19 protein-coding genes are annotated in these 25,950 nt (G+C 68.8%); 6 read left to right on the top strand and 13 right to left on the bottom strand.

Annotated elements, in window-relative coordinates; genetic code table 11:
• Positions 1–9: 9 nt before the first annotated feature.
• The 5 genes from rbfA to rimP all read right to left on the bottom strand — a co-directional run bounded on the left by rbfA (position 10) and on the right by rimP (position 6,551).
• Positions 10–408, bottom strand: coding sequence for a 30S ribosome-binding factor RbfA (gene rbfA, locus ABIC65_RS14195; protein ID WP_354309606.1), 399 nt, complete (start codon positions 406–408; stop codon positions 10–12).
• Between the two features lie 352 nt (positions 409–760).
• Positions 761–3,637 carry a translation initiation factor IF-2 gene (infB, locus tag ABIC65_RS14190; RefSeq protein ID WP_354309605.1) on the bottom strand — a complete coding sequence of 959 codons (2,877 nt, stop codon included), beginning with the start codon at positions 3,635–3,637 and terminating at the stop codon, positions 761–763.
• Between the two features lie 4 nt (positions 3,638–3,641).
• Complete coding sequence (locus tag ABIC65_RS14185; protein WP_354309604.1) at positions 3,642–4,346, bottom strand: DUF448 domain-containing protein; 705 nt, start codon at positions 4,344–4,346, stop codon at positions 3,642–3,644.
• Positions 4,347–4,403: 57 nt separating this feature from the next.
• Complete coding sequence (gene nusA, locus ABIC65_RS14180) at positions 4,404–6,023, bottom strand: transcription termination factor NusA (RefSeq protein WP_354309603.1); 1,620 nt, start codon at positions 6,021–6,023, stop codon at positions 4,404–4,406.
• A gap of 6 nt (positions 6,024–6,029) precedes the next feature.
• Positions 6,030–6,551, bottom strand: a complete 522-nt coding sequence (gene rimP / locus ABIC65_RS14175) for a ribosome maturation protein RimP (protein WP_436286736.1) — start codon at positions 6,549–6,551, stop codon at positions 6,030–6,032.
• A 251-nt stretch (positions 6,552–6,802) separates the two neighbouring features.
• Here rimP and ABIC65_RS14170 point away from each other — a divergent pair, with 251 nt between their 5' ends.
• Positions 6,803–8,083 carry a PQQ-dependent sugar dehydrogenase gene (locus ABIC65_RS14170; RefSeq protein ID WP_354309600.1) on the top strand — a complete coding sequence of 427 codons (1,281 nt, stop codon included), beginning with the start codon at positions 6,803–6,805 and terminating at the stop codon, positions 8,081–8,083.
• 185 nt (positions 8,084–8,268) lie between these two features.
• Here ABIC65_RS14170 and ABIC65_RS14165 read toward each other — a convergent pair whose 3' ends face one another.
• Both ABIC65_RS14165 and ABIC65_RS14160 read right to left on the bottom strand, forming a co-directional pair.
• Entirely contained in the window at positions 8,269–8,646 is a 378-nt protein-coding gene (locus ABIC65_RS14165) for a PaaI family thioesterase (protein ID WP_354309599.1), read from the bottom strand.
• Complete coding sequence (locus ABIC65_RS14160; protein ID WP_354309597.1) at positions 8,643–9,095, bottom strand: PaaI family thioesterase; 453 nt, start codon at positions 9,093–9,095, stop codon at positions 8,643–8,645. The genes ABIC65_RS14165 and ABIC65_RS14160 overlap by 4 nt, the downstream gene beginning before the upstream one ends.
• A 79-nt stretch (positions 9,096–9,174) precedes the next feature.
• Between ABIC65_RS14160 and ABIC65_RS14155 the strand changes: the two genes are divergently transcribed.
• From ABIC65_RS14155 to ABIC65_RS14145, 3 genes are all read left to right on the top strand, one after another.
• Entirely contained in the window at positions 9,175–9,951 is a 777-nt protein-coding gene (locus ABIC65_RS14155) for a crotonase/enoyl-CoA hydratase family protein (protein WP_354309595.1), read from the top strand.
• A gap of 123 nt (positions 9,952–10,074) precedes the next feature.
• Positions 10,075–11,145 carry a chorismate synthase gene (aroC, locus tag ABIC65_RS14150; protein ID WP_354309593.1) on the top strand — a complete coding sequence of 357 codons (1,071 nt, stop codon included), beginning with the start codon at positions 10,075–10,077 and terminating at the stop codon, positions 11,143–11,145.
• A 124-nt stretch (positions 11,146–11,269) separates the two neighbouring features.
• On the top strand, positions 11,270–11,602 hold the full coding sequence (locus tag ABIC65_RS14145; RefSeq protein WP_354309591.1) for a hypothetical protein: 333 nt from the start codon (positions 11,270–11,272) through the stop codon (positions 11,600–11,602).
• 96 nt (positions 11,603–11,698) lie between these two features.
• Here the strand turns inward: ABIC65_RS14145 and ABIC65_RS14140 are convergent, their stop codons facing one another.
• Both ABIC65_RS14140 and ABIC65_RS14135 read right to left on the bottom strand, forming a co-directional pair.
• Entirely contained in the window at positions 11,699–12,988 is a 1,290-nt protein-coding gene (locus ABIC65_RS14140; RefSeq protein WP_354309590.1) for an adenylosuccinate synthase, read from the bottom strand.
• 142 nt (positions 12,989–13,130) lie between these two features.
• Entirely contained in the window at positions 13,131–16,493 is a 3,363-nt protein-coding gene (locus ABIC65_RS14135; RefSeq protein ID WP_354309589.1) for a PAS domain-containing protein, read from the bottom strand.
• 124 nt (positions 16,494–16,617) lie between these two features.
• Here ABIC65_RS14135 and ABIC65_RS14130 point away from each other — a divergent pair, with 124 nt between their 5' ends.
• Complete coding sequence (locus ABIC65_RS14130) at positions 16,618–17,625, top strand: fumarylacetoacetate hydrolase family protein (RefSeq protein ID WP_354309588.1); 1,008 nt, start codon at positions 16,618–16,620, stop codon at positions 17,623–17,625.
• Positions 17,626–17,647: 22 nt separating this feature from the next.
• Here the strand turns inward: ABIC65_RS14130 and ABIC65_RS14125 are convergent, their stop codons facing one another.
• The 4 genes from ABIC65_RS14125 to ABIC65_RS14110 all read right to left on the bottom strand — a co-directional run bounded on the left by ABIC65_RS14125 (position 17,648) and on the right by ABIC65_RS14110 (position 24,426).
• On the bottom strand, positions 17,648–18,193 hold the full coding sequence (locus ABIC65_RS14125) for a hypothetical protein (protein WP_354309586.1): 546 nt from the start codon (positions 18,191–18,193) through the stop codon (positions 17,648–17,650).
• Between the two features lie 44 nt (positions 18,194–18,237).
• A complete protein-coding gene (locus ABIC65_RS14120; protein ID WP_354309585.1) occupies positions 18,238–21,648 on the bottom strand; it encodes an error-prone DNA polymerase in 3,411 nt (1,136 codons plus the stop codon).
• A 5-nt stretch (positions 21,649–21,653) separates the two neighbouring features.
• Positions 21,654–23,573: a Y-family DNA polymerase gene (locus ABIC65_RS14115; RefSeq protein WP_354309583.1), complete on the bottom strand. Its 1,920-nt coding sequence runs from the start codon at positions 23,571–23,573 to the stop codon at positions 21,654–21,656.
• 139 nt (positions 23,574–23,712) lie between these two features.
• Positions 23,713–24,426, bottom strand: a complete 714-nt coding sequence (locus tag ABIC65_RS14110) for an ImuA family protein (RefSeq protein ID WP_354310020.1) — start codon at positions 24,424–24,426, stop codon at positions 23,713–23,715.
• A gap of 246 nt (positions 24,427–24,672) precedes the next feature.
• Here ABIC65_RS14110 and ABIC65_RS14105 point away from each other — a divergent pair, with 246 nt between their 5' ends.
• Positions 24,673–25,944: a 3-methyl-2-oxobutanoate dehydrogenase (2-methylpropanoyl-transferring) subunit alpha gene (locus ABIC65_RS14105; protein ID WP_354309582.1), complete on the top strand. Its 1,272-nt coding sequence runs from the start codon at positions 24,673–24,675 to the stop codon at positions 25,942–25,944.
• Positions 25,945–25,950: the final 6 nt, after the last annotated feature.

Below are 25,950 nucleotides of genomic sequence, written 5' to 3'. Positions count from 1 at the left end.
GCTGCGGAGTCAATCTTCGTCCGCGCTCAGGTCCCGCGCCACGTTCGGCGCGCGGAGCAACTGGTCGATATGGCTACCCTCGTCGAAGCTCTCGTCGGCCAGGAACTTGAGCTTGGCGGCGTATTTCATCTTCACCCGGTGCGCGACTTCGCGCTGGAGGAAGGCGGTGTTGGTGCGCAGCGCCTTGAGCACCGCGTCCTCGTCCTTGCCGAGCAGCGGCTTCACGAACACCGTCGCGTGGCGCAGATCCGGCGACATGCGCACCTCGGTTACCGAGACCAGATGCTTGGCCAGCACCTCGTCATGCACGTCGCCGCGCTGGAGGATCTCGCTGAGGATATGGCGCACCTGTTCGCCCACGCGCAGCACGCGGACGGAGCGGGTTTCATCAGTGTCGTTCTGGCGCATCTTGTGATTCTGACCGGTTTTCGCTATGTAGAACAGGCTACGTTGTGAACTTGCAATAAGTCACTTCCTGAGCCCGGGTGTTCCAGCGCCCGGGCTCAAATCATATTGGGCTCCCGGCGTTCCAGCGCCGGGAGCCCGCACTGGTTACTTGCGGCTCAGCTCAATCAGCTTCACCACCAGACCAAGCTGAGCGATAACTAACATCGCGAAACCAAGAACCAGGCTTGCAACTACTTCAATCGACATATGCACCTCCTTCCATCGACCTAGCGATGAAAGGAGGTGTAGGCCTTCGTATGCGCCTCAGCGATCAACTGCCCTTGTAAACTCGCGTTTTACAAGGGCAGCCGCATTACAGCGTACGTTCGCGCAGTTCGACTTCGTAGGTTTCGAGGTAATCGCCTGCCTTGATGTCCACGAAGTTCTGCGTGAACGTCACGCCGCATTCGAGACCGGCGCGCACTTCGGCGACATCGTCCTTGAAGCGACGCAGCGAGGCGATCTCGCCCTGGTAGATGATGACGTCGTTGCGCGTGATGCGTGCCTTGAGCGCCTTGCGGATGAAGCCGTCGACGACCAGCAGACCGGCTGCCTTGCCGTGCTTGCCCGCCGAAAAGACTTCCTTGATCTCGGCGCGGCCGACGACCGTTTCGAAGGCTTCCGGACCCAGCTCGCCCGCCATGCCGGCGCGGATCTCGTCGGTCAGGTCGTAGATGACGTCGTAATACTTCAGCGCCACCTTGTTCCGCTCGGCAATCTCGCGCGCCTTGGCATTGGCACGGACGTTGAAGCCGATGATCGGCGCGCCGCTGGCGGCTGCCAGCGAAACGTCGCTCTCGGTGATGCCGCCGACGCCCGAGTGCAGCATGCGCACGCGGATGTCGTCGTTGCCCAGCTTGCTGAGCGCACCCACGATCGCCTCGGTCGACCCTTGCGTGTCTGCCTTGACCACCACCGGATATTCGATCGCCTGCTTGTCCTTGAGCGCGGAGAACATGCTCTCCAGGCTCGCCGGTGCCTGCGTCGTGCGCTTCTGGAGCAGCACGCCCTGGCGATATTCGGCGACCTCGCGGGCACGTGCCTCGTTCTCGACCACCTGCATCGGATCACCCGCCGACGGGACGCCCGAGATGCCGAGCACCTCGACCGGCATCGCCGGGCCCGCTTCCTTGATCTGGCGACCCTTGTCGTCGATCATTGCACGGACCTTGCCGCTTTCCGCACCGACGACGAACACGTCGCCCACGCGCAGCGTGCCGCGGTTGACGAGGATGGTCGCGACCGGGCCGCGGCCCTTGTCGAGCTTCGCCTCGATCACGGTGCCTTCTGCCTCGCGATCGGGGTTGGCACGCAGTTCGAGCAGTTCGGCCTGGAGCTGGATCTTCTCGATCAGTGCGTCGAGGCCGATCTTCTTCAGCGCCGAGACTTCGACGTTCTGGACGTCGCCGCCCATCTCTTCGACGATCACCTCATGCTCGAGCAGACGCTCGCGCACGCGCTGCGGGTTGGCGCTGTCGAGGTCGACCTTGTTGATCGCCACGATCATCGGCACGCCGGCCGCCTTGGTGTGATTGATCGCCTCGATCGTCTGCGGCATCAGCCCGTCGTTCGCGGCCACCACCAGCACGACGATGTCGGTGACGTTGGCACCGCGCGCACGCATGTCGCTGAACGCTTCGTGGCCCGGCGTGTCGAGGAAGGTGATCTTCGACTTGTCCTTCAGGGTGACCTGATAGGCGCCGATATGCTGGGTGATGCCGCCGGCTTCGCCGCGCACCACATCGGTACCGCGCAGCGCATCGAGCAGCGAGGTCTTGCCGTGATCGACGTGACCCATGATCGTGACGACCGGCGGACGCGGCTGCAGCTTGTCCTCGGGATCCAGCTCGGTATCGACCTGGATATCGACGTCGCTGTCGCTGACGCGCTGCACGTTGTGCCCGAAATCGGTGACGAGCAGTTCGGCGGTATCCTGGTCGATCGACTGATTGACCGTGACCATCATGCCCATCTTGAACAGGGCCTTCACCAGGTCCGCACCCTTTTCGGCCATGCGGTTGGCGAGTTCCTGCACGGTGATGGAATCGGGCACCACCACGTCGCGGACCTGCTTGATCTGCGGCTCGCGCGGGCCACCATAGGAGCGGCGATGCTCCTTCTCACGGGCGCGCTTCAGCGCGGCGAGGCTGCGGGCGCGCGCACCATCGTCGCCGCCCAGGGCACGCGTGACGGTGAGCTTGCCCGACTGGCGGCGATCGTCGCCCTTGCGGTCGCGCGACGGCTTGGCCGGATCGGCACCCGGGCGGCGCGGCGCGGCGCCGGGACCCGACGGGGCCGGACGCGCGGCACCGGCGCCTGCAGCGGGACGCTGCTGGGTCTGGTTCTGCGCGGGCTGCTGCGTCTGCTGGGTCGCGGCAGGGGCTGCCTGCTGCGGCTCGGGCTTGGGCTGCGGCTTGGGGATTTCCGGACGCACGACCGGCGTGAAGCGACGCGGCGCGGGCAGCGACGCATCGAGCTGCAGCGTGATCGGGCCCTGCGGCACCGGACGACGCGGCGGCTGCGCGGGCGCGGCCGGCTTGGGCGCTGCGACCTGCGGCTGGGCAGGCTTGGGCGCCGCCGGCTGCTGCGGGGCAGCGGCCTGGGGTGCTGCCGGCGCAGGCGCGGGAGTCGGCTCCGGCGTCGGTGCGGCGGCCGGAGCCTCCGCTGCAACTTCCGGCTTAGGCTCGGGTGCGGGGGCCGGCTCGGGCGCGGCGGCTTCAACCGGGGCGGCAGCCGCCTCGGTCTGGGCACGCGTGCGCTCTTCGGCGCGGCGACGCTCTTCTTCCTGCGCTTCTGCGCGGAGGCGGTCGTCGCGACGACGACTCTCTTCCAGCGCCTGCATGCGCTGTTCCTCGGCCTCGCGGAGCAGCTTGGCCTGGCGCTCCTGCGGCGACAGGTTGTCCATCGGCTTGCGCGGCGGCTGGGCCGCCGGGCGCTGCGCCTGCTGCGGGGCAGCGGCGCGGGGAGCCTGAGCAGCCGGCGCCTCGGGCGCAGCGGCAGGGGCCGGCGTCGACTCGTCGATCGGCGCACCCTGCGGGCCGAGAACACGGCGACGCTTGACCTCCACGACCACGGTGTTGGAACGGCCATGGCTGAAGCTCTGCTTCACCTTGCCGGTTTCCACCGTGCGCTTCAGACCCAGCGGTGCGCGCATGCCCAGTTTCGGCTTGTCGTTTTCGGTGTCGCTCATGCGGCTACTCAAGTTCCTCGATAATGTTCGTCGTCAATGGCACGGCGGACGGCAAAGCCGATGCGCCTTGCGATTCGGAATCGCAAGACACGGGATCAGGTTCGGGTCCGATAAAGTGCAGCCAGCGATCGAGCGCTTCGCTCGTCCGTTGCGCCGCCCGGGCGTCGATGAGTCCGGCGTGTACCACATTTTCGCGGCCTAACGCCAAGGACAATATGGTGCGCGAGACCGGCAATGTTAACCCCTTGAGGGCAGAACCTTCCCGATCCGAGCCAACCCGCCACGCCTGGGCCAGCTTTCGGCTGCCGTCGTCGCGGGCGTCGGATGCGTGGAGCAGCAGATGGAGTCGGCCGCTGCGCGCGGCCTTTTCGATCCGCTCGGCACCGATCACGACATAGCCCGCCTTCGCCTCCAGGCCCAGCCGGTCGAGCGCGGCGCGCTGCAGCTGGGCGGCGATCCGGTCCTCCAGATCGTCGGGAATGCGAAGCTCGCCGGTGCGGAAGCTGCGCGAGAGGGCCCCACGAAGCTTGCCCTTGTCGCGCGAGGCCGTGAGTCCCGCCTTGTCGACGGAGATCCAGGCGCCGCGGCCGGGGGCCTTGGCACGAATGTCGGGCAGCACTTCGCCCTCGGGCGAAAGCACGAGTCGGATCAGCCCTTCCCGCGGCGATTCCTCGCGCGACAGGATGCAGGTGCGAACCGCGTCGGTCATCGTCCCCTCCCGTGGCCGAGAGGGGGGATGACCAGTGCCAATGTCAGTCGGCGCGTATCATTGTTCGGAGTCCGCAATTGCGTCCTCCTCGCCTGCTTCCGCAGGTTCTTCATCGGCGAACCAATGGGCGCGGGCCGCCATGATGATCTCGTTGCCCTGTTCGTCGCTCAGGCCGTACTCCGCGAGGATGCCGCCCTTGGGCTCCTTGCGGGGGGTGTCGTCGCCGCGGCGACGCGGCTCGGCACGCTTCTTCTCGACCAGCTCGTCGGTCGCCAGGTCGGCAAGGTCGTCGAGCGTCTTGATGCCCGCCTTGCCGAGCGTGACCAGCATCGCTTCGGTGAGGTACGGCATGGTGGTCAGGTCGTCCTCGACGCCGAGCGCGCGGCGTGCCTCGCGATTGGCTTCCTCGCGGCGCTCCAGCGCTTCCTGCGCGCGGTTCTGGAGCTCCTGCGCCAGGTCCTCGTCGAAGCCCTCGATCGTGGCGAGTTCCTCGACCTCGACATAGGCGACTTCTTCCAGCGCGCCGAAGCCTTCGGCGACCAGCAGCTGGGCCAACGTCTCGTCGACGTCGAGCTCGTTCTGGAACATCTCCGAACGCTCGACGAATTCCTTCTGGCGCTTCTCGCTCGCATCCGCCTCGGTGAGGATGTCGATCGCCTTGCCGGTCAGCTGCGACGCCAGGCGGACGTTCTGGCCGCGACGGCCGATCGCCAGGCTCAGCTGGTCGTCGGGGACGACGACTTCGATGCGGTCCTCTTCCTCGTCGATCACGACGCGGCTGACATTCGCCGGCTGCAGCGCGTTGACGACGAAGGTTGCCGTGTCCGGCGACCAGGGGATGATGTCGATCTTCTCGCCCTGCATTTCCTGCACGACGGCCTGCACGCGGCTGCCCTTCATGCCGACGCAGGCGCCGACCGGATCGATCGAGCCGTCATGGCTGATCACGCCGATCTTGGCGCGGCTGCCCGGGTCGCGGGCGGCGGCCTTGATCTCGATGATGCCGTCGTAGATTTCAGGCACTTCCTGCGCGAACAGCTTCTTCATGAACTCGGGGTGCGCCCGGCTCAGGAAGATCTGCGGCCCGCGATTCTCGCGGCGGACGTTGAGCACCACCGAGCGGACGCGGTCGCCGACGCGAACGACTTCACGCGGGATCTGCTGGTCGCGGCGGATCACGCCTTCGGCGCGGCCCAGGTCGACGACGACATGGCCGAACTCGACGCGCTTCACCACACCGGTGATGATCTCGTTCACCCGGTCCTTGAACTCGTCATACTGGCGCTCGCGCTCGGCGTCGCGGACCTTCTGGAAGATGATCTGCTTCGAGGCCTGCGCCTGGATGCGGCCGAACTCGATCGGGGGCAGCGGATCGACGATGAAGTCACCGACCTTCGCGCCCTTCTGGAGCTTCTCGGCGCCCTTGAGGTCGACCTGCTTGAAATAGTCGTCGACCTGCTCGACCACCTCGACGACGCGCCACAGGCGCAGATCGCCCGAGACCGGATCGAGCTTCGCGCGGATGTCGTTCTCGACGCCGTAGCGGTTCTTCGCGGCGCGCTGGATCGCGTCTTCCATCGCCTCGATGACGATGGCCTTGTCGATCAGCTTTTCCTTCGCGACCGAATCGGCGATCGCGAGCAGCTCGGCCTTGTTGGCAGAAATGGCGGTGGCCATCCGGGCTTATCCTTCTACTTCGATAATCTTGTCGGCGCCCTCGGCGGAGAGCGGCGCGGTGGCGGCGATCAGGCGATCGGTCATCGTCAACTTGGCATCCTCGATCGCCGCGAACGGCAGCACATGGTGCGTCTCGTCCTGCGTCACGATCGTGATGGTGCCTGCGTCCGCATCGATGCCGGCGAGATCGCCCTTGAACTGCTTGCGCCCGTCCAGCTTCTCGGCGAGCGTGATCCGGGCCTCATGGCCCTGCCAGTCGGCGAAATCCTGCAGCCGGGTGAGCGGCCGGTCGATGCCCGGCGAGCTGACTTCCAGCCGATAGGCATGGTCGATCGGATCGCGGCCCTCGGCCTCCAGCCGGTCGAGCAGGTCCGAGATGCGGCGCGACAGATCGGCGCAATCGTCGATCGTCAGCTGGCGCGTATCCGGGCGCTCGGCCATGATCTGCAGCGTTGGATCGCTCTGGCCGCCGAACAGCTTCACGCGCACCAGGGAAAAGCCCAGCGCCTGCGCTTCGGTTTCGATCATCTTGGCCAGTTCGGCGAGATTCGCCACACACGTCTCCGGTTGAATTCAAGCAGCTTCGGCGCCGGAGCCTGGTGGCCCCGACCTCGATCATGTTTGACGATGTCCGAGAAAGCATCCGCGATATACGCAATCGTGTGCCCCGGAGCAAGGGGGCGCCTGAGTAGTTGCATCTTTTGGCGGACGAAAGTCGTTGCAACACGTTGCAAAACCGGCTGCGTTCGTGGCCGAACCATCGCCGGAGAGGATTCCCCATGCCCCGTTCGCTGCTGCTGATCCCCGTCTTGTTCGCCGCCGCCTGCTCGTCGCCCGGCTCCAATGCCCAGCAGCCGACCGGTGCGGCCGCCACGCCGACACCGTTGCCGGTGCCGAGCGGCACCCCCGCCCCGCTGCCGGCCGGCGTGCCGTTCACCGCGATCCGCGTCGCCGATTTCGATTCGCCCTTCGCGCTTGCCTTCCTGCCCGACGGCGCCGCGCTAGTGACCGAGAAGGCCGGGCAGCTGCAAGTTTGGGAGGTCAACCAGAAGGCGCAGGCGGTGACCGGCGTGCCCAAGGTCGCCGCGGGCGGCCAGGGCGGTCTGCTCGATGTCGCCCCCGCGCCGGACTTCGCCAGCAGCAACACCATCTACTTCACCTATTCGGAGCCGCGCGCGAACGGCAGCGCATTGGCGCTCGCCCGCGCCAAGCTCACCCGCGGCAAGGCGATGGCACCGCGACTCGACAATGTCGAGGTGCTGTTCCGCTCGGGCGCGGACGGCGACGGCGGCCAGTTCGGCGCGGTGATCGCCTTCGCGCCCGACGGAAAGTCGCTGTTCCTCTCCTCGGGCGAGCGCCAGCGCTTCACCCCCGCGCAGGATCCCAGCCAGGCGATCGGCAAGATCCTGCACCTCACGCTCGACGGCAAGCCGGCCCCGGACAATCCCGACGCGGGCAAGGTCGGCGCGACGTCCGTGCAGGTGATCGATCCCCCCGAGGATACCGAAGCCGCCAAGACCGCCAAGGGCCGCCCCTTCGCCTTTGACGGGCCAAACCCCGCACCGGCTTCGATCTGGAGCAGCGGCCATCGCAATCCCTATGGCCTCGTCTTCGATGCGTCGGGTAATCTGTGGGAGCACGAGATGGGCCCGCAGGGCGGCGACGAGCTCAACCTGATCGTCAAGGGTCGCAACTATGGCTGGCCCAACGTCTCGTTCGGCGAGAATTACAACAACAAGCCGATCCCCAAACCCAAGGCCGGCGACGGCTATGAGATGCCCAAGCTCTACTGGGTGCCGTCGATCTCGCCCTCGGGGCTGATCTACTACACGGGCAGCGAGTTCCCGCAGTGGAAGGGCTCGCTGCTGATGGGCGCGATGTCCGGCCAGGCGCTGATCCGCATCGCGCTCGACGGTGCCAATGCCCGCAAGGCGGACCAGTGGAACCTCGACATGCGCATCCGCGACGTGGCGCAGGGGCCCGACGGCTCGCTGTGGCTGCTGCAGGACGGCGCCAAGGGCGATGGCGGCTGGCTGATGCGGGTCACGCCGAAGAAGTGAGGCCGTCAAATTCCTCCCCGGGCGTAGCTCGGGGAGGGGGACCGCCGCCGTTAGGCGGTGGTGGAGGGGCCGCCGCGCAAGCGGCGGTTGCCTTCGATGCTGGGCGAACCGCGCCTGGCGGCGCGGCCCCTCCACCACGCTGCTGCGCAGCGCGGTCCCCCTCCCCCGTCGGGGGAGGAGTTGCATTACCGCACGATCAGAAAATTCATCCGCGCGGCCGCGATCGGCCGGTCTTCCTCGTCCTGCCACGCCACCGCGCTGACATTCGCCACCCGCTTGCCGAGCCGGGTCACCGTGCCCCTGGCCCGCGTCTCCTTCTCGCGACCGCCGCGCATGTAATCGACGGTGACATTGACCGGCTTCACCTTCGCCCCGCCTTCCGACTCCAGCGCCTGGAGCAGCGCACCGACCGCCGCCATCTCGAGCAGACCGCCGATCGCGCCGCCGTGCAGGAAACCGGGCCGCCCGACCACGTCGCCGGAAAAGGGCAGCACCAGCACCGGCGCATCGGCGCCCGGCTCGACACTGAGCCCCAACAGCTCGGCGTAGGGGGGAAGCTTCACCAGTATCCGTCCGCCGCCATGAAGGTGCCCGCGACATGCGCCAGCGGATCGGCCGGATCGCCGTCATGCGCCTGCCCGCGCACGAACGCGATCGATCGGGTCAGCCGATAGCATTCGGCGCGGCCGATCACCGTCTGGCGGGTGCACGCCGGGCGGAGATAGTCGATCCGCAGGTCCAGCGTCGCATGCGGCAGGAATCGGCCCACCTTCAGCCACACCGCAACGCTGCTCGCCATGTCCATCAGCGCCAGGATCGGCCCGGAGGCGAGCACGCCCGTCTCCTCCTGCCCCACCAGATCGGCGCGCCACGGCAGCTCGAGCTCGGACCAGTCCTCGCCATGATTGCGATAGGCGACGCCCATGCGGCTGCCATGGTTGGGAAAGCGGAGCGCGAAGAAGGCGCGGGGATCGAACCGGGGCGGTACCGCGGGATCGCTGGATTGGGACATACCGACTTTTCTAGCGCCCCCGTCTTGCCCACGCAAATGCTCCGCCGCACATTGGCCGGGAACGAGAGAGGATGCGGGTATGAGCGAGCGGGTGACGTGGACCATCGAGAACGGCGTGGCCGACGTACGGCTGAACCGGCCGGACAAGATGAACGCGCTCGATCCCGCCATGATCGAGGCGTTGCTGACGGCGATCGACACGCTCGGCCAGACCAAGGGCCTGCGCGCGGTGGTGCTTTCCGGCGAAGGCCGCGCCTTCTGCGCCGGGCTCGACATGGCGAGCATGGCGAGTGTCGGCACGGGCGTCGATATCGCGGCGCGGACGCACGGGCTGGCGAACAGCTTCCAGCAAGTCGCCTGGGGATGGCGGACGCTGCCGGTGCCGGTGATCGCAGCGGTGCACGGCGTCGCCTTTGGCGGCGGGCTGCAGATCGCGAGCGGGGCCGACATCCGGATCGCCGCCCCCGATACGCGCCTGTCGGTGATGGAGCTGAAATGGGGCATCGTGCCGGACATGGCGGGCTTCGTGCTCTGGCGCGGCACCGTGCGCGACGACGTGCTGCGCGAGCTCACCTACACTGCCCGCGAGTTCGATGCGGCGGCGGCGGAGAGGTTCGGCTTCGTGACCCGGCTGGCCGAGGATCCGCACGCCGAAGCCCTGGCGCTTGCGCACGCCATCGCAGGCCGCAACCCGGACGCGATCCGCGCCGCCAAGCGGCTGGCCAATCACCGAGGCGACGCCGCCGCCGTGCTGCTGGCCGAGAGCGTCGAGCAGGTAGCCCTGCTGCGCACGCCCAACCAGCTCGAGGCGGTGATGGCCAACCTGCAGAAACGCGCGCCGCAATTTCGCGACTAGCAGCCCCATACCGCAGCTTCAAAAGTCGGCACCGTCCCTCGAGCCTCCGCCGAACGGGTTGCAGCCGCGCGCGACACCTGCGAAACGGCCCGCGGTTTCAACCCAGACGGAGGGCGTGCGCCGATGTCGTTCAACAGCTTCGGTCGCGTGTTCCGCTTCACCACCTGGGGCGAGAGCCATGGGCCCGCGCTCGGCGCGGTGGTCGATGGTTGCCCGCCGGGGCTGACGCTCAGCGAGGGCGACATCCAGCCCTTCCTCGATCGCCGCCGCCCCGGCCAGTCGCGCTTCACCACCCAGCGGCAGGAGCCGGACCAGGTCCGCATCCTCTCCGGCGTGTTCGAGGGGCGGACCACGGGCACGCCGATCGCGCTCCATATCGACAATGTCGACCAGCGCTCCAAGGACTATTCGGAGGTCGCCAAGGCCTATCGCCCCGGCCATGCCGACTATGCCTATGACCAGAAATACGGCTTCCGCGACTATCGCGGCGGCGGCCGTTCCTCGGCGCGGGAGACCGCCGCGCGGGTGGCAGCCGGTGCGGTCGCACGACTGGTGATTCCGGAGGTGACGATCACCGCCTGGGTCGAGGCAATCGGCGGCGATGCGATCGACTATGCCCGGTTCGACGCGGCCGAGATCGGCAACAACCCCTTCTTCTGCCCCGATCCCGATGCGGCCGTCCGCTGGGAAGCGCTGGTCGATGCCGCACGCAAGGACGGTTCCTCGCTCGGTGCCGTCGTCGCCTGCGAGGCGACCGGCGTGCCTGCCGGCTGGGGCGCGCCGCTGTACGCCAAGCTCGATAGCGAACTGGCAGCGGCCTGCATGTCGATCAACGCGGTGAAGGGCTTCGAGATCGGCGACGGCTTCGCGGCAGCCGCCCTGCGCGGCGAGGAGAATGCCGATGCGATGCGCCCGCGCGGCGATGGCGGCGTGGATTTCCTCGCCAACCATGCCGGCGGCATCGCGGGCGGCATCGCCACCGGCCAGCCGGTGCGGATGCGCGTCGCGTTCAAGCCGACCAGTTCGATCCTGATCCCGGTCGAGACCGTCACCCGCGAGGGTGAGGCCAGCGAGATCCGCACCAAGGGCCGCCATGATCCGTGCGTCGGCATCCGCGGCGTGCCTGTGGTCGAAGCAATGGTCGCGCTCGTGCTGGCAGACCAGAAATTGCTGCACCGGGCGCAGGTCGGCTGATCTTGCGCTCGACTCGCCCCTGACCCGTTCGCTTTTATCGATTAATCGAAATCAGTTAGTGAGACTTGTTGGGGATTTGATGGTTAATCTTCCGTTGGCATAATCAACAGAAGGATGCCGTGTAATGTATATCAAGACCATTCTCGCCGCTGCTACGCTGATCGCCGCGCCGGCTGCCTTCGCGCAGCAGACCACGCCGGGCCAGACGACGCCGGGCGGCTCGACCATGGACCAGAGCACCACGCCGGGCCAGCCGTCGACCTCGCCGACAGATCCGTCGATGAACCCGTCGACCACGACGACGCCCGGCGGCACCACCGGTTCGGGCACGATGAACACACCGGATTCGTCGACCACGACGACGACGACGTCGCCGACGGACCCGAGCGCGACCACCACGGACTCGACCACGAGTGACCAGACCGGCGACAAGCCCAAGCGCAAGCGTCCGCGCTAACGAGCGGTAGCTCGGCGCGGAGCCTTTCCCCCTTTCAGCCCCGCGCCTTGAGTTCCGATGCGCCCGGCCCTCCCCCGAGGGCCGGGCGTTTTCGCGTCAGTCTGCGAAGGGGTCGCGGACGAGGATGGTGTCCTCGCGCTCGGGGCTGGTCGAGACCAGCGCGACCGGGCACTGGATCAGCTCCTCCACGCGGCGGATATACTTGATCGCCTGTGCCGGCAGATCGGCCCAGCTGCGCGCACCGAAGGTCGACTCCGACCAGCCTTCCATCGTTTCGTAGATCGGCTCCACGGCCGCCTGGTCGGGCGCGCTGGCAGGATAGTAATCGAGGACCTCGCCGTTCAGGCGATAGCCGGTGCAGACCTGGATCTCCTCGAACCCGTCGAGCACGTCGAGCTTGGTCAGCGCGATTCCGGTGATGCCCGAAACCGCGACCGACTGGCGCAGCAGCACCGCGTCCAGCCAGCCGCAGCGGCGCTTGCGCCCGGTGACGGTGCCGAACTCGTGCCCGCGCGTGCCGAGCCGCTCGCCCACATCGTTGTCCTGCTCGGTCGGGAACGGGCCAGATCCGACGCGGGTGGTATAGGCCTTGGCGATGCCGAGCACGAAGCCCACCGCCCCCGGCCCCATGCCGCTGCCGCTCGCCGCGGTGCCCGATACGGTGTTGGACGAGGTGACGAACGGATAGGTGCCGTGGTCGATGTCGAGCAGCACGCCCTGCGCGCCTTCGAACAGGATGCGGCGGCCGCGCGACCGTGCCTCGTTGAGCATCTTCCACACCGGCTGCACGAACGGCAGCACGAAGCCGGCGATGCCGCGCAGCTCCTCGACCAGCGCGTCGCGGTCGATCGGCGGCTGGCCGAAGCCGGCGCGCAGCGCGTCGTGGTGCGCGGCGAGGCGATCGAGCTGCGGCCCGATCGAATCGAGATTGGCGAGGTCGCACACGCGGATGGCGCGGCGGCCGACCTTGTCCTCATAAGCCGGGCCGATGCCGCGGCGGGTGGTGCCGATCTTGCCCGCGCCGCTGGCGTCCTCGCGCAGCGCGTCGAGATCGCGGTGGAAGGGCAGGATCAGCGGGCAGGTATCGGCGATCTTCAGCGTGTCCGGAGTCACGTCGACGCCCTGGTCGCGCAGCTTCTCCACCTCGGCCTTGAGCGCCCAGGGATCGAGCACCACGCCGTTGCCGATCACGCTGGGCGTGCCGCGCACGATGCCCGAGGGCAGCAGCGAGAGCTTGTAGACCTTTTCACCGATCACCAGCGTGTGGCCGGCATTGTGCCCGCCCTGGAAGCGGACCACCACATCGGCACGCTCGGCGAGCCAGTCGACGATCTTGCCCTTGCCTTCGTCACCCCATTGGGCGCCGATCACTGCCACATTTGCCATGGATACACGTCCTCCGCCTGCCGGGCGGACCCTGGCCGCCCTTCGACAGGACTCGGCGGCAGGGACTGGTCAAACGGACGCGTCGCCCGAAGCCGCGGCGCGAATGGCGAACGCGCGCCCGAAGGTCAAGCCTTTCCTGCCGTCAACCGTCCAGTGCGGCGCGGATCGCGGTGGCCAGCGCGGCGATGTCGAACGGCTTGGGCAGGATGTGCTCGTCCTCGCGTGCCGCCGGCGAATCGGGCGCATAACCGCTGGTGAGGAGCACCTTGAGATCGGGCATGCGCTCGCGCACCCGCGTCGCCAGCTCGCGGCCGCTCATCTCGGGCATCACCACGTCGCTGAACAGCAGCGAAACCCTCTGCCCGCGTTCGAGCAGCCGCAGTGCCTCGATCCCGTCGCGCGCGAAGACCACGCCGTAGCCGAGCTCGCGCAGCGCTTCGACCGAATAGGTGCGCACCCGGTCCTCGTCCTCGACGACGAGGATCACTTCGCTGGACTGCCCGCGCGGCAGTTCGCGCGTGACGCCGCTTGCGGCGGGCGTAGGCACCGCCTCGGGCTGGGCGGGCAGCAGCACCCGCACGCAGGTACCGCGCCCGGGCACGCTCTCGATCGTCACATGCCCGCCCGACTGGCGGACGAAGCCGAACACTTGGCTGAGCCCCAGCCCGGTGCCCTTGCCGACACCCTTGGTGGTGAAGAACGGATCGAAGGCGCGCGCCGCCACCTCCGGCGGCATGCCGACGCCGGTATCGCGGATGCGGATCTCGACGAAGTCGCCGGCGGCGATCTCGTGCCGCGCGGCCTCTTCCGCGTCGATCGCCACCAGCGCGGTCTCGATCGTCAGCGTGCCGCCCTCGGGCATCGCATCGCGGCCGTTGACGGCAAGGTTGAGCACGACATTCTCGAGCTGGTTGCGGTCCGCCACCACCGGATCGAGCCGGCGGGCGAACTGGGTCTCGATCACCACGCTCTCGCCCAGCGTGCGCACCAGCAGCTCGATCATCCCGCCGAGCATGTCGTTCACGTCGAGCGCGGTCGGCGCGAGCGGCTGGCGGCGCGAGAAAGCGAGCAGCCGCTGGGTGAGCGCCGCCGCGCGGCTCGCCCCGTCGCGCGCGGCGATGAGATAGCGATCGATATCGGTGCGCCCCTGCGCGACGCGGCGCTCCATCAGGTCGAGCGCGCCGATCACCACCGCGAGCATGTTGTTGAAGTCGTGCGCGATGCCGCCGGTCAGCTGGCCCACCGCCTCCATCTTCTGCGCCTGGCGGAGCTGCGCCTCGGCAGCCATCAGCCGCTCGGTCCGCTCGCGCACGGCGGCCTCCAGTTCCTCGCGCGAGCGGGCGAGCACTTCGCGCGCGTCGACGATGTCCTGGATGTCGGTGCTGGTGCCGAACCAGCGGACGATGCGGCCGGTCTCGTCGCGCAGTGGCTGCGCGCGGCCCAGCGCCCAGCGATAGATGCCACTATGGTGCCGCAGCCGATACTCGATGCGATACAGCTCCCCGGTGTGGACGCAATGCTCCCAGGCCGCGGCCGCCCGCCGCTGATCGCCGGGGTGGAGCACCTGCCCCCAGGCCTGGCCGTCGGTACTGCCGCGCTCGACGCCGGTATAGTCGTACCATCGGTCGTTATAGAAATCGACCGCACCCTCGGCATCGGCCGACCAGACCATGTGATCGATCGAGTTGGTGATCGCGCGGAACTGCGCCTCGCTCTCGCGCAGCGCCAGCACCGCATCGGCGCGTTCGACCGAATCCCAGGTGGTCTCGACCACGGTCTCGACGAAGGCGATCTCCTCGGGCAGCCATGCGCGCGGCCCGGCGCCATTGGCGTAGAAGGTCGCCACCCATTGCCCGCCGCGCAGCAGCGGCACGCCGATCGCCGAGGGCGAGAGCTTGCTCAGCTCGGTATGCGGGAATTCCGCGCTGCTGTCGTCGAAGGTGACGGTGCGGCCCTGGCGGTAGCGCTCGACCAGCGGCGCCACCGCATCCAGCCGCCATTGCCCGGCGAACTTGGGCAGGCTGCCATCGGTCCAGCACGGGCCCAGATGAATGACGTCGCCCGCCACCCGGTAGAAGCCGACCCGGGCGAGCCCCAGCTTCGCTCCCAGTTCGGCCGCGGTGAGTTCCATGATCGCGTCGGGGGTGTCGAGCGCGCGCTGGCGTTCGGCGAGGCCGTGCAGGAACGACTGCGACTCGGTGGCGGAGCGCAGGTCCTCGGCCGCCTCCTGCGCGGCTTCCTCGGCGAGCTTGCGGTCGGTGATGTCGAAGCTGACGCCGGGGAAGCGGATCGGACGCCCCTCGGCATCGAAGGTGCAGCGCCCCTGGGTGAGCAGCCAGCGCACCTCGCCATCGGCACGCACCACGCGGAATTCCAGCTTGAGCGGCGCGCGGTCGGCGATCGACTGGCGCACCTCCAGCGCGATACGGGCGCGATCCTCCGGGTGGATGAAGTTGAGCACCGCATCGAAGGCGCCGCCATGGGTCACCCGCTCGGGATCGATGCCGAACAGCGCGGCGAAGCGTTCGTCGCCGGTCACCCGGCCGCTCTCCGCGGTCCAGTCCCAGGTCCCGATGCCGGTCGAAGCGTTGAGCGCGAGCTGCAGCCGCTCCTCGCTCCGCCGCAACGCTTCCTCGGCAGCCGCACGCTCGGTGATGTCGGCAGCGGAAATGAAGATGCCCGTGCACGCGCCGAGCGAATCCTTGATCGGCTGGAACGCGAAATCGAGTACGCGGCGCTCGGTGGGTGCGTCCGCGCGACGCTGCAGCATCACGTCGCGATTGACCGCGCGGTAGGGGGTGCCGCTGCGAAACACATGGTCGAGCACATCGACATAGCCCTGCTCGACGACCTCGGGCAGCGCCTCTGCGACGCGTTGCCCCACCACGGCCTCGCGGCCGACCAGTTCGAGATAGGCGGGGTTTGCCAGCACGAATCGGTGCTCCGGGCCGTCCAGCAGCGCCACCGCGCCGGGGGCCTGCTCGAAATAGTCGCGCAGCCGCTCGATCTCGGCCTGCTTGGCGCGCTCGGCAAGCACCACCCGCGTCGTCTCGTTGCCTTGGTTGAGGATGCCGAGCACCCGCCCCTCGGCATTGCGCACCGGGGTGAAGCTGTAGTTCCACCAAGTATCGCGCGGTACGCCGTCGCGCGCCATCCGCAGCAGCTGATCGTAGACGGCAAAGCCGCGGCCGGTGGCGACCACCTCCTCCATCTGCGGGCCGACCACGTCCCAGATCTCCGCCCAGACCTCACCGCCTGCGCGGCCCAGCGCCCAGGGGTGCCGGTCGGCTGCGATCGGCGCCCAGGCATCGTTGTAGAGCAGCCGGAACTCGGGGCCCCAATAGAGCGCTTTGGGAAAGCGCGAGGCCAGCATCATGTCGACCGTGATGCGCAGCGGCTCGCACCAGGACCCTGGCGGGCCGAAAGGATGGTTCGTCCAGTCGAACGTGCGGATACGTTCCGCCATTTCGCCGCCATGATCCAGAAAGCGAAGCGGAGCGGCCATATGTAATTCGTTGATCATGGCCCGCCCCGAAGTCAATGCGACTGGGCAAAATACGTACCAAGGGGCTACGGTTCCGTGGCGAGCGAAGTTGCTCTATGGCGACCGCCGAAGGAGATGGTGTCAAATGAAACTAGCCAGCCTCAAGCAGGGCCGCGACGGCAAGCTCGTCGTCGTCTCGAACGATCTCGCCTGGTGCGCCGATGCCAGCCATATCGCCCCCACGCTGCAGGCGGCGCTGGACGATTGGGCGCGGGTGGAGGGCGATCTGCGCAACCTCGCCACCGATCTCGAGCATGAGACCATCCCGATGATGCGCTTCCACGAGCGCCAGGCATCGGCCCCCTTGCCCCGTGCCTATCAATGGGCGGACGGCTCCGCCTATGTGAACCATGTCGCGCTGGTGCGGCAGGCACGCGACGCCGAGCTGCCCGAGAGCTTCTGGCAGGATCCGCTGATGTACCAGGGCGGGTCCGACGGCTTCCTGGGCCCGCGCGATTCGATCCCGCTCAAGGACGAAAGCTGGGGCTGCGACCTGGAGGCCGAAGTGGTGGTCGTCACCGGCGACGTGCCGCTGGGTGCCAGCCGTGAGGAAGCGCTGGCGGCGGTGCGGCTGGTGGGCCTGACCAACGACGTGAGCTTGCGCAACCTGATCCCGGGCGAACTCACCAAGGGCTTCGGCTTCTTCCAGTCCAAGCCGGCCAGCGCCTTCTCGCCGGTGTTCGTCACGCCGGACGCGCTGGGCGATTGGTGGCAGGACGGCAAGCTCCACCGCACGCTGATGGTCGACCTCAACGGCAAGCCCTTCGGCCGGGTCGACGCGGGCGAGGACATGACCTTCGATTTCGGCACGCTGATCGCCCATGCGGCGAAGACGCGCGCGCTGGGTGCGGGCACGATCATCGGATCGGGCACCGTCTCCAATCGCGACGACGATGGTGGCCCGGGCAAGCCGATCGGCGAGGGCGGCAAGGGCTATTGCTGCCTCGCCGAGGTGCGCACCGTCGAGACGATCCTGCGTGGGAGCGCCGAGACACCGTTCCTGAAGGCGGGCGACACGATCCGCATCTGGGCAGAGGACGACAAGCACCACCCGATCTTCGGCACGATCGAGCAGACGGTGGTCGCAGGCTGATCCGCGGGGCCGGCGCGGCGTCCTAGCGGCGCGGCGCCGGCCTGGCCGGTCCGCAGGGCGTGACGATCAGCCGATAGGTGGCGAAGAGGCTTTCCTTGCCCACGGCATCGCGCGCGACGATCGTCCATTCGAGCGCCGGCCCCGTGCGCCGCCAGCGATTGACGAAGGTGTCGCTGCCGAAGCGATAGCGCATCTCGAATCCCTGATCCTGCGCCTCGCCCTCGCCGGGCGCCGCGAAGGCGCCGCCGAAGCTGTCCGCCCAATAGCCGGTGAGCGCGCCTGCCGGGCGCCCGGCCTTGGCGGGCAACCAGCCGAAGACGAGGTGCGCGGCGTAGCGGTCGGCGGCATCGGCGGTGGCGACGCTGGTCGTATCGAGCGCGATCATTGCCCCCATCGCCGTCGGCGCGGCGCGGAGCGTGAGGGTGACGGGCTTGTCCATCACCTTGCCGCTGCCCTGCCAGCAGCCTTCGAGCGCCTGCAGCGCCGCGGGCGGCGGCGCGACGCTTTGCGCGTGCGCGGTGGATGCGAGCAGCAGACCGGATCCGGCGATCAGAAGATGGTTCAGCATGGTTCCCCCCGGAAGATGATGCAACGGCGTAGCGATATTCGGAATCAGTGGAAATCGTGCGACTTGATCGGAATGATGTCCTCGCGCCGCGACGGCCAGCTCTCCGGCGTTCGCTGCTTTGGATAGGCTTGTGCGGGATCGGTGGCGCGGGTGACCTTGCGGTCGCGCGAATCGATCGTGCCGCCATGCGTCGCGCCGTCGCCGGGCATCGTCATTCGCGGCAGGTCGAGCGCGCCGACGCTGCGCAGCAGGTCGGTCAGGTCGGTGATCGTCTCGGCGATCAGGTGCAGCACCTCGCCCTCGCGCTGGAGGCGCCCCCGCACCGCGATCATCGGCGCGGCGAGGATGATCGGGCGGTAGAGCGCGAAGCGCGCCGGCCAGACGATCGCATTGGCGATCCCGCTCTCGTCCTCCAGCGTGAGGAAGATGCTCTTGGCGCTGCCCGGCTTCTGGCGGACGAGCACGATTCCCGCCACCTCCACCCGCGCGCCGTCCTTGAGCGTCTTGAGGTCGCCGCAGGGGCGGATGCGCCGCGCCGCGAGCGTGCCGCGCAGGAAGTGGAGCGGATGCGCGCGCAGGCTCAGCTGGGTGGCGCGATAATCCTCCACCACCTCGCGGCCGGCGGTGAGCGGGGTGAGCGTCACCACAGGCTCGGCGGCCTGGATCGGCCCCTCGATGCCGGCGAACAGCGGCAAGGGCGCCTGGTCGAGCGCCTTGATCGCCCACAGCGCCTGGCGGCGATCCTGGCCGAAGGCGCGGAAGCCATCGGCCTGGGCGAGCTTGGTCAGCGCGGCGGGGGAAACGCGGGCGCGGCGCCAGACATCCTCGATCGAGGTGAAGGGCCGCTCGGCACGGGCGGTGAGGATCGCCTCGGCATCGCGCGCGGACAGCCCCTGCACGACGCGCATGCCGAGGCGAAGGGGGAGGAACCGCAGATCCTCCCCGGCACGGGGAGGGGGACCGCCGCCGAAGGCGGTGGTGGAGGGGGAGCTCGGCAAGGGATGCCCGTGTGGAGCTCCCCCTCCACCATGTGCTGGCGCACATGGTCCCCCTCCCCGTTCCGGGGAGGATCCTAAGACCCGCGTATCCCAGTCGCTGTCGTTGACGCACACCGCGCGTACCTCGACGCCATGCTCGCGCGCATCGCGGACGATCTGCGCCGGCGCGTAAAAGCCCATCGGCTGGGCGTTGAGCAGCGCCGCGCAGAAAATGTCCGGATGGTGGCACTTCATCCAGCTCGACGCATAGGCGATCTTGGCGAAGCTCGCCGCGTGGCTCTCGGGAAAGCCATAGCTGCCGAAACCCTCGATCTGCTTGAAGGTCCGCTCGGCGAAATCCTGGGTGTAGCCCTTCTTGAGCATCCCGCTGATCATCTTCTCCTTGAAGTGCGTGACGCCGCCGGTCGACTTGAAGGTCGCCATCGCGCGGCGCAGCGCATCGGCCTCGGCCGGTTCGAACCCCGCGCCGACGATGGCGACCTTCATCGCCTGCTCCTGGAACAGCGGCACGCCGAAGGTCTTCGACAAGACGTCCTCCAGTTCCGCGCTGGGATACTCGACCTCCTCCTTGCCCTCGCGCCGCCGCAGATAGGGGTGCACCATGTCCCCCTGGATCGGCCCCGGCCGCACGATCGCGACCTGGATGACGAGGTCGTAGAACTCGCGTGGCTTCAGTCGTGGCAGCATCGACATCTGCGCCCGGCTCTCGATCTGGAAGGTGCCGAGCGTGTCGGCCTTCTGGATCATCTTGAAGGTGTCTTCGTCGTCCTCCTGCATCGCGTCGGAAGCCAAGGTGAGCTTCACCCCCTTGTGCTGCTCGAGCAGGTCGAACGCGCGCCGCATGCAGCCGAGCATGCCGAGCCCGAGAATGTCGACCTTCATCAGGCCGAGTTCCTCGATATCGTCCTTCTCCCATTCGATCACCCGCCGCGCCACCATCGCCGCCGGTTCGATCGGCACGATCTCGTCGAGATTCGCCTGGGCCAGCACGAAGCCACCGGGATGCTGCGAGCGGTGGCGCGGGGTGCCGATCAGCTGGCGGGCAAGATCGAGCGTCAGCGCCAGCCGCGGTTCGCTGGCATCGAGGTTGAGCGCGGCGGCATCGGCCTCGCTCACCCCTTCGTTCGACCAGCCCCAGACCTGCCCCGCCAGCCCGGCGGTGACGTCCTCGGGCAGCCCCAGCGCCTTGCCGACCTCGCGCACCGCCCCACGCGTACGATAGCGGCTGACCACGGCGGTGAGCGCGGCGTGGCGCGCGCCATAGGTCTCGTAGATCCACTGGATCACTTCCTCGCGCCGCTCATGCTCGAAATCGACGTCGATATCGGGGGGCTCGTCGCGGTCCTCGGAAATGAACCGCTCGAACAGCAATTTGTGCACCACCGGGTCGATCGAGGTGACGCCGAGCAGGAAGCAGATCAGCGAATTGGCCGCACTCCCCCGCCCCTGGCACAGGATTTCCTGCGCGCGGGCGAAGCGGACGATCGAATGGACGGTGAGGAAATAGGGCGCATAGCCGAATTTCTCGACCAGCCGCAGCTCCTTCTCCAGCAGTTCGGCATAGGCGGGCGGCGGCCCTTCCGGGAACTTGGCGGCGAGCGCATCGCGGGCGAGCTTGGCCAAAGCCTGCTGCGGGCTGCGGCCGGACATCACCACTTCATCGGGGTAGCGATAGAGCTTGCCGAGTTCGCGGGGGGAGAAGCTGCAGCGCTCGACCACTGCCTCCACCGCCTGCAGCGCCTCGGGCCAGGCGGCGAAGCGGCGCGCCATTTCGTGCGGGGGCTTGAGATGCCGATCGGCGCTGCGGGCGCGGCGGAAGCCGAGATCGTCGACGGTGGTGGTGTGGCGGATCGCGGTCATCACGTCGTGCAGCATCCGCCGGTCGGGGTGATGATAGAGCACGTCGCCGGTGGCGAGCGGGGTCAGGCCATGCGCGGCGGCGGCCTCTGCCAGCCCGTGCAACCGCACCGCCTCCTGCGGCCGGCGATGGCGGGTGAGGGTGACATGCCCCCGGTCCCCGAACACATCCGCCATCCAGCGCAGCGCCGCCGGGTCGCCGCCATCCGCCATGCCCGGCGCCAGCGCGGCGACAAGGCCGTCGGCATGCCCCGCCACATCCTCCCAATGGAGGAAGCACTGCCCCTTCTCTCCATGCTGCGCATCCGCCCGCGCCTTGCCGATGCTGAGCAGCCGGGTGAGCCGGGACCAGGCGGCGAGATCCTCGGGCCAGACCAGCACGCCGCTGCCGTCGGTCAGGTCCAGCCGGCAGCCGGTGACCAGCCGCACGCCCGTCGCCTCCGCCGCGACCAGCGCGCGGACGATCCCGCCGACACTGTTGTGATCGGTAATGCCGAGCGCGGGCATGCCATAGGCCGCCGCCGCCTCGAACAGCTCGGACGGCGCGGAGGCGCCGCGCAAGAAGGAATAATGGCTGGTGACCTGGAGTTCGGCATACATGGCGGTCACCCGAACAGGCCGTGGAGATACCAGCTGAGATCGCCGGTAACGCTACGTTCGCCATCGCCCTGGCGGAACAGCCAGTAACGGCGGCCGCGTTCGTCCTCGACGCGGAAATAGTCGCGCGTGGCATGCGTCTCGGTCGCGCGCTTCCACCATTCGCCATGGATCCGCTCGGGCCCGTCGGCGCGGACCACCTCGTGCCGCTCGCCCCGCCAGGTGAAGCGACGCGGCGGCTGGTCGGGCAGCTCGGCGACCACGAAGTCCAGCCGCTCGGGCCGGCGCAGCAGGCGGATCGGGCGCGGCCAGTCGGGGTGCCAGGGCGGCAGCGGGGCATTGCGATCGAGCTGGCGGACATCGTCGGCCTTCATCGGCGGGGCCTCGCGTTCGGGCGGATTGAGCGGCGGGAGGGCGGCGGCCGAGCGCTCCGGCACGTCGCTTTCCACCGGCCGCATCCGCCAGAGCCGCGCCATGCCGATCCGCGTCGCCAGCGTGTCGATCAAGGGCGCGAGATCGGGCACCGTCTCGGCATCCAGCCGCTCGTCGACCGGCTGCGCACCCAGCGGTTCGCTGCGCAGCAAATGCAGCGTCATCGCGTCGAGGCCATAGCCGGGTTCGATCTGGTCGATCCGGCGCGCGAGCAGGCGGAGCAGGTGCGCGGGATCGCGGCTGGCGCGGGCGAGACCGATGCCGATCCGTTGCGGCACGCCGTCGACCCGGTCGGCGACCAGCCCAATGCGGCGCGCCCCTTGCCCTGCTTCGGCCAATGCTTCGGCGAGACGGTGGACGAGATCGCCCAGCCAGTGAGCGATCGCCTCGGGCGTGGCGATCGGCTCGGCGAAGCGCTGGGTGACCGCGATCTGCTCGGGCGGGGTGACGGGGGTGACCGGCTCCGGGATGCGGCCCAGCGCCTGGTCCAGCCGCGCGGCGATGACGGTGCCGAAGCGGCGGACCAGCGGCGCGCGGGGGAGCGCGGCGAGCTGGCCGATGCTGTCGACGCCGAGCCGGTGGAGCAGGTCGAGCGCATCCCCCTCCAGCCGCAACGCCTCGACCGGCAGCGGCGCGAGCCACGCGCCATGTTCGCCGGGCGGGCAGCGGAGCAGCGTCTCGGGGCGGAAACGCGCCAAGGCCCAGGCGGCGCCAAGGGTATCGGCGACGGCGATCCTAGCGGCGAAGCCCAGCCGGGCGAGCAGCGCATGCAGCCGGCGCAGCATCCTGGCTTCGCCGCCGTGGAGATGGGCAACACCGGTCAGGTCGAGGAACAGCAGGTCCTCGCCGGCCAGGGTCACGCTCGGCGACCAGCGCCGCGCGAGGCCGTGCGCCAGCCGTTCGAGGTCGGCGCGATCGCCTTCGGGATCGGCCGGGTCGACGCGCAGCTCGGGCACCAGCGCACGGGCCTGGGTAAGCGCCATGCCGATGCGGATACCCGCGGCGATGGCGGCGGGGCAGGCGGCGGCAACTTCGCTGCGGCTGCCGGTGCGGCGGGAGAGGATGCGGGGAAACTCCACACCCCTTTCGTCATCCCGGCGAAGGCCGGGATCCATTACCTTCTCCGCTGGGGAGGAAGCCGAAACCGACAGGCGAATGGATCCCGACTTTCGCCGGGATGACGATTGTGGGGGAGGCGCCGACGCCACGACGGACGGCGCAGCCCCGCGCGCCGCCAGCGGCAACCGCACCACCCCACCCGCCATCGCCCCGCCCTCGTCGGGCCGCATCCGCTTGAACACCGGCGCCGCCGCCTCGCTGCGCCGGCCGAGCTCGCGCATCGGCGGCCGCTGGTGCGGCGGGAGCGCGGCGATGGCAGCATCGCGCGCGACCCGCGCCCAGCGCGCCCCCGGCCGCCAGCCGCCGCCGCGCTGGACGGAGCAGGCGGCTTCCTGCTCGGCTGCGGCGAGCGCTTGTGCCTGGACGAGCCCTTCCAAGTCTTCGCTCCCCTCCCGCCTGGAGGAGGGACTGACGTGGAGAGGGTGGACTACGCTAAGATCAGCCCCTCCCCCGGCCCCTCTCGCAAGCGGCAGGGCAACGGGTGCGGTATCGTTCGTGGAAAGCGCCCGGCCCCGCTCAGGCGGCGGCAGCGCGCGCCGCTCGGCCCGCCGCACGCGGTCGAGCGACCAGTGGGGCAGGAAGAGCGCAGCGACCCGTTGCATCGCAGGCCTCCACCAAGAGTTGGAATGATTCCCCCCCACGTTGCCGCGCCAGCGACACGTCCCAGCGCGGCCGCCCGACCCCCTCCACCGGCAGCGGCGCCGAGGGTGCGCAGCCGATCCGCCAGCGCGTCACCGCCGCGGACGGCGCCCCCAAGGGATCGCTCCCCTCACGGGCATGGCGCTTGAGCAGCAGCGCGATCGTGCGACCGCCCTCCGCCACCAATTGCAGCCGCCGCGTCGCCGGCATCGCCAGCCGCTTCACTTCGCCGATCACCGCGCCGAGCCCACGATGGCGCAGCCCTTCCTCCATGATCGCGAGCAGTTCGTCGTCGTCGCGCGCCTCGGCATAGATCACCCGCTTGGGATCTAGGCCCACCTGCGCCAAGCCGGGGGCGAACAGGTCGCGCCGCCGGACCACCCACAGCACCGGCCCCCAGCAGCGCGCGGCGACTCCGCCGAGGAAGGTGGTGGCGGCACAATCGTCGGTCAGGTCGGGCGTGGCGCCGGCGATCTCGTGCAGCGCATCCAGCCGCAGCCCGCCGTCCGCCAGCTTCGAATCGAGCCGCTCCAGCCCGAAGGGCAGTACAGGGCGCCGACGGAATCCGGTGCCGTCGATGGCGCTGAGCATTGCGCGCAACTGGTCGAGAGTGGCAGGATCGGGCACGGCGACTCGCTCGGGGGTTGATGACAGGTCCGACTCGTTCGTTCCTATTTTGTTCTAATCCGCCACGGAGTCAATCGGACTCCCCACCTCAAATTTTTAGGCCAGCCCTGCTGCCCCATCTCGACAGGCCGATTGAAATTTTATAACAAGCGCGTGAAATCGAGTTCCGTGCGTTGTCCGTGGCGACACGGCCGAATTTATGGAGAGACCATGACGGTGGACGCCCCGCGCGCCAACCTGCCGCCGCTATCGCTGCATGTGCCCGAGCCGCGCTTTCGCCCCGGCGACGAGGCCGATTTCAGCGATCTCGTCGTGCCCCCCGCCGGCGCCGCGCGCCGCCCGGACACCGCCGAGCCGGCCGATCGCTTCCACGAACTCGCCTATGGCCTGGTCCGCGTCCTCGATGACGAGGGCAATGCCGTCGGCCCCTGGGATCCGCGGCTGGACCCGGATGCAAAGCGGAAAATGCTGCGCAGCATGGCGCTCACCCGCGCGTTTGACGAGCGCATGTTCCGCGCCCAGCGCCAGGGCAAGACCAGCTTCTACATGAAGTCCACCGGCGAGGAGGCGGTGTCGGTCTCGGCCGCCTTGGCGATGGCCGGCGATGACATGTGCTTCCCCAGCTATCGCCAGCAGGGCATCCTGATCACCCGCGGCTATCCGCTGGTCGAGATGATGAACCAGATCTACTCGAACCGGGGCGATCCGCTGCAGGGCCGGCAGCTGCCGATCATGTATTCGTCGAAGGAAACCGGCTTCTTCTCGATCTCCGGCAACCTCGCCACGCAATATCCGCAGGCGGTGGGCTGGGCGATGGCGAGCGCGGCGCGCGGCGACACCCGCATCGCCGCCACCTGGTGCGGCGAGGGCTCGACCGCGGAAGGCGACTTCCACTCGGCGCTGACCTTCGCGACGGTCTACCGCGCGCCGGTGATCTTCAACGTCGTCAACAACCAATGGGCGATCTCTAGCTTCTCGGGCTTCGCGGGCGCGGAGGCGACCACCTTCGCGGCGCGCGCGATCGGCTATGGCATCGCGGGCCTGCGCGTCGACGGCAACGACGCGCTGGCGGTCTATGCGGCGACCGAGTGGGCCGCCGAGCGCGCGCGGACCAACCAGGGCCCGACGCTGATCGAGCATTTCACCTATCGCGCCGAGGGCCACTCCACCTCGGACGATCCCAGCGCCTATCGCTCGGCGGGCGAGACCAATGCCTGGCCGCTCGGCGACCCGATCCGGCGGCTGAAGGACCATCTGATCGGCCTCGGCGAATGGGACGAGGAACGCCATGCGGCGATGGACCTCGAACTCGCCGAGACGGTGAAGCGCGCGCAGAAGGAGGCCGAGAAGAACGGCATCCTCGGCCACGGCATGCACCAGCCGTTCGAGACCATGTTCGAGGGCGTCTTCGAGGAGATGCCCTGGCACCTGAAGGAACAGAGCGACCAGATGATCGCCGAGCGCAAGGCGGCCGGGATATGAGCGGCG

Source organism: Sphingomonas trueperi (assembly GCF_040545665.1).
Taxonomy (GTDB): Bacteria; Pseudomonadota; Alphaproteobacteria; order Sphingomonadales; family Sphingomonadaceae; genus Sphingomonas; species Sphingomonas trueperi_B.
The sequence above is the reverse complement of the archived record's forward strand: the minus strand, read 5'-3'. Positions and strand labels throughout refer to the sequence as shown.

What these genes read in the sequence shown, in the direction of transcription:
- rbfA (WP_354309606.1), bottom strand. Translation starts at nt 408, where the DNA reads ATGCGCCAGAACGACACTGATGAAACCCGCTCCGTCCGCGTGCTGCGC.
- infB (WP_354309605.1), bottom strand. Translation starts at nt 3,637, where the DNA reads ATGAGCGACACCGAAAACGACAAGCCGAAACTGGGCATGCGCGCACCG.
- ABIC65_RS14185 (WP_354309604.1), bottom strand. Translation starts at nt 4,346, where the DNA reads ATGACCGACGCGGTTCGCACCTGCATCCTGTCGCGCGAGGAATCGCCG.
- nusA (WP_354309603.1), bottom strand. Translation starts at nt 6,023, where the DNA reads ATGGCCACCGCCATTTCTGCCAACAAGGCCGAGCTGCTCGCGATCGCC.
- rimP (WP_436286736.1), bottom strand. Translation starts at nt 6,551, where the DNA reads ATGATCGAAACCGAAGCGCAGGCGCTGGGCTTTTCCCTGGTGCGCGTG.
- ABIC65_RS14170 (WP_354309600.1), top strand. Translation starts at nt 6,803, where the DNA reads ATGCCCCGTTCGCTGCTGCTGATCCCCGTCTTGTTCGCCGCCGCCTGC.
- ABIC65_RS14160 (WP_354309597.1), bottom strand. Translation starts at nt 9,095, where the DNA reads ATGTCCCAATCCAGCGATCCCGCGGTACCGCCCCGGTTCGATCCCCGC.
- ABIC65_RS14155 (WP_354309595.1), top strand. Translation starts at nt 9,175, where the DNA reads ATGAGCGAGCGGGTGACGTGGACCATCGAGAACGGCGTGGCCGACGTA.
- aroC (WP_354309593.1), top strand. Translation starts at nt 10,075, where the DNA reads ATGTCGTTCAACAGCTTCGGTCGCGTGTTCCGCTTCACCACCTGGGGC.
- ABIC65_RS14145 (WP_354309591.1), top strand. Translation starts at nt 11,270, where the DNA reads ATGTATATCAAGACCATTCTCGCCGCTGCTACGCTGATCGCCGCGCCG.
- ABIC65_RS14140 (WP_354309590.1), bottom strand. Translation starts at nt 12,988, where the DNA reads ATGGCAAATGTGGCAGTGATCGGCGCCCAATGGGGTGACGAAGGCAAG.
- ABIC65_RS14135 (WP_354309589.1), bottom strand. Translation starts at nt 16,493, where the DNA reads ATGGCCGCTCCGCTTCGCTTTCTGGATCATGGCGGCGAAATGGCGGAA.
- ABIC65_RS14130 (WP_354309588.1), top strand. Translation starts at nt 16,618, where the DNA reads ATGAAACTAGCCAGCCTCAAGCAGGGCCGCGACGGCAAGCTCGTCGTC.
- ABIC65_RS14125 (WP_354309586.1), bottom strand. Translation starts at nt 18,193, where the DNA reads ATGCTGAACCATCTTCTGATCGCCGGATCCGGTCTGCTGCTCGCATCC.
- ABIC65_RS14120 (WP_354309585.1), bottom strand. Translation starts at nt 21,648, where the DNA reads ATGTATGCCGAACTCCAGGTCACCAGCCATTATTCCTTCTTGCGCGGC.
- ABIC65_RS14110 (WP_354310020.1), bottom strand. Translation starts at nt 24,426, where the DNA reads ATGCTCAGCGCCATCGACGGCACCGGATTCCGTCGGCGCCCTGTACTG.
- ABIC65_RS14105 (WP_354309582.1), top strand. Translation starts at nt 24,673, where the DNA reads ATGACGGTGGACGCCCCGCGCGCCAACCTGCCGCCGCTATCGCTGCAT.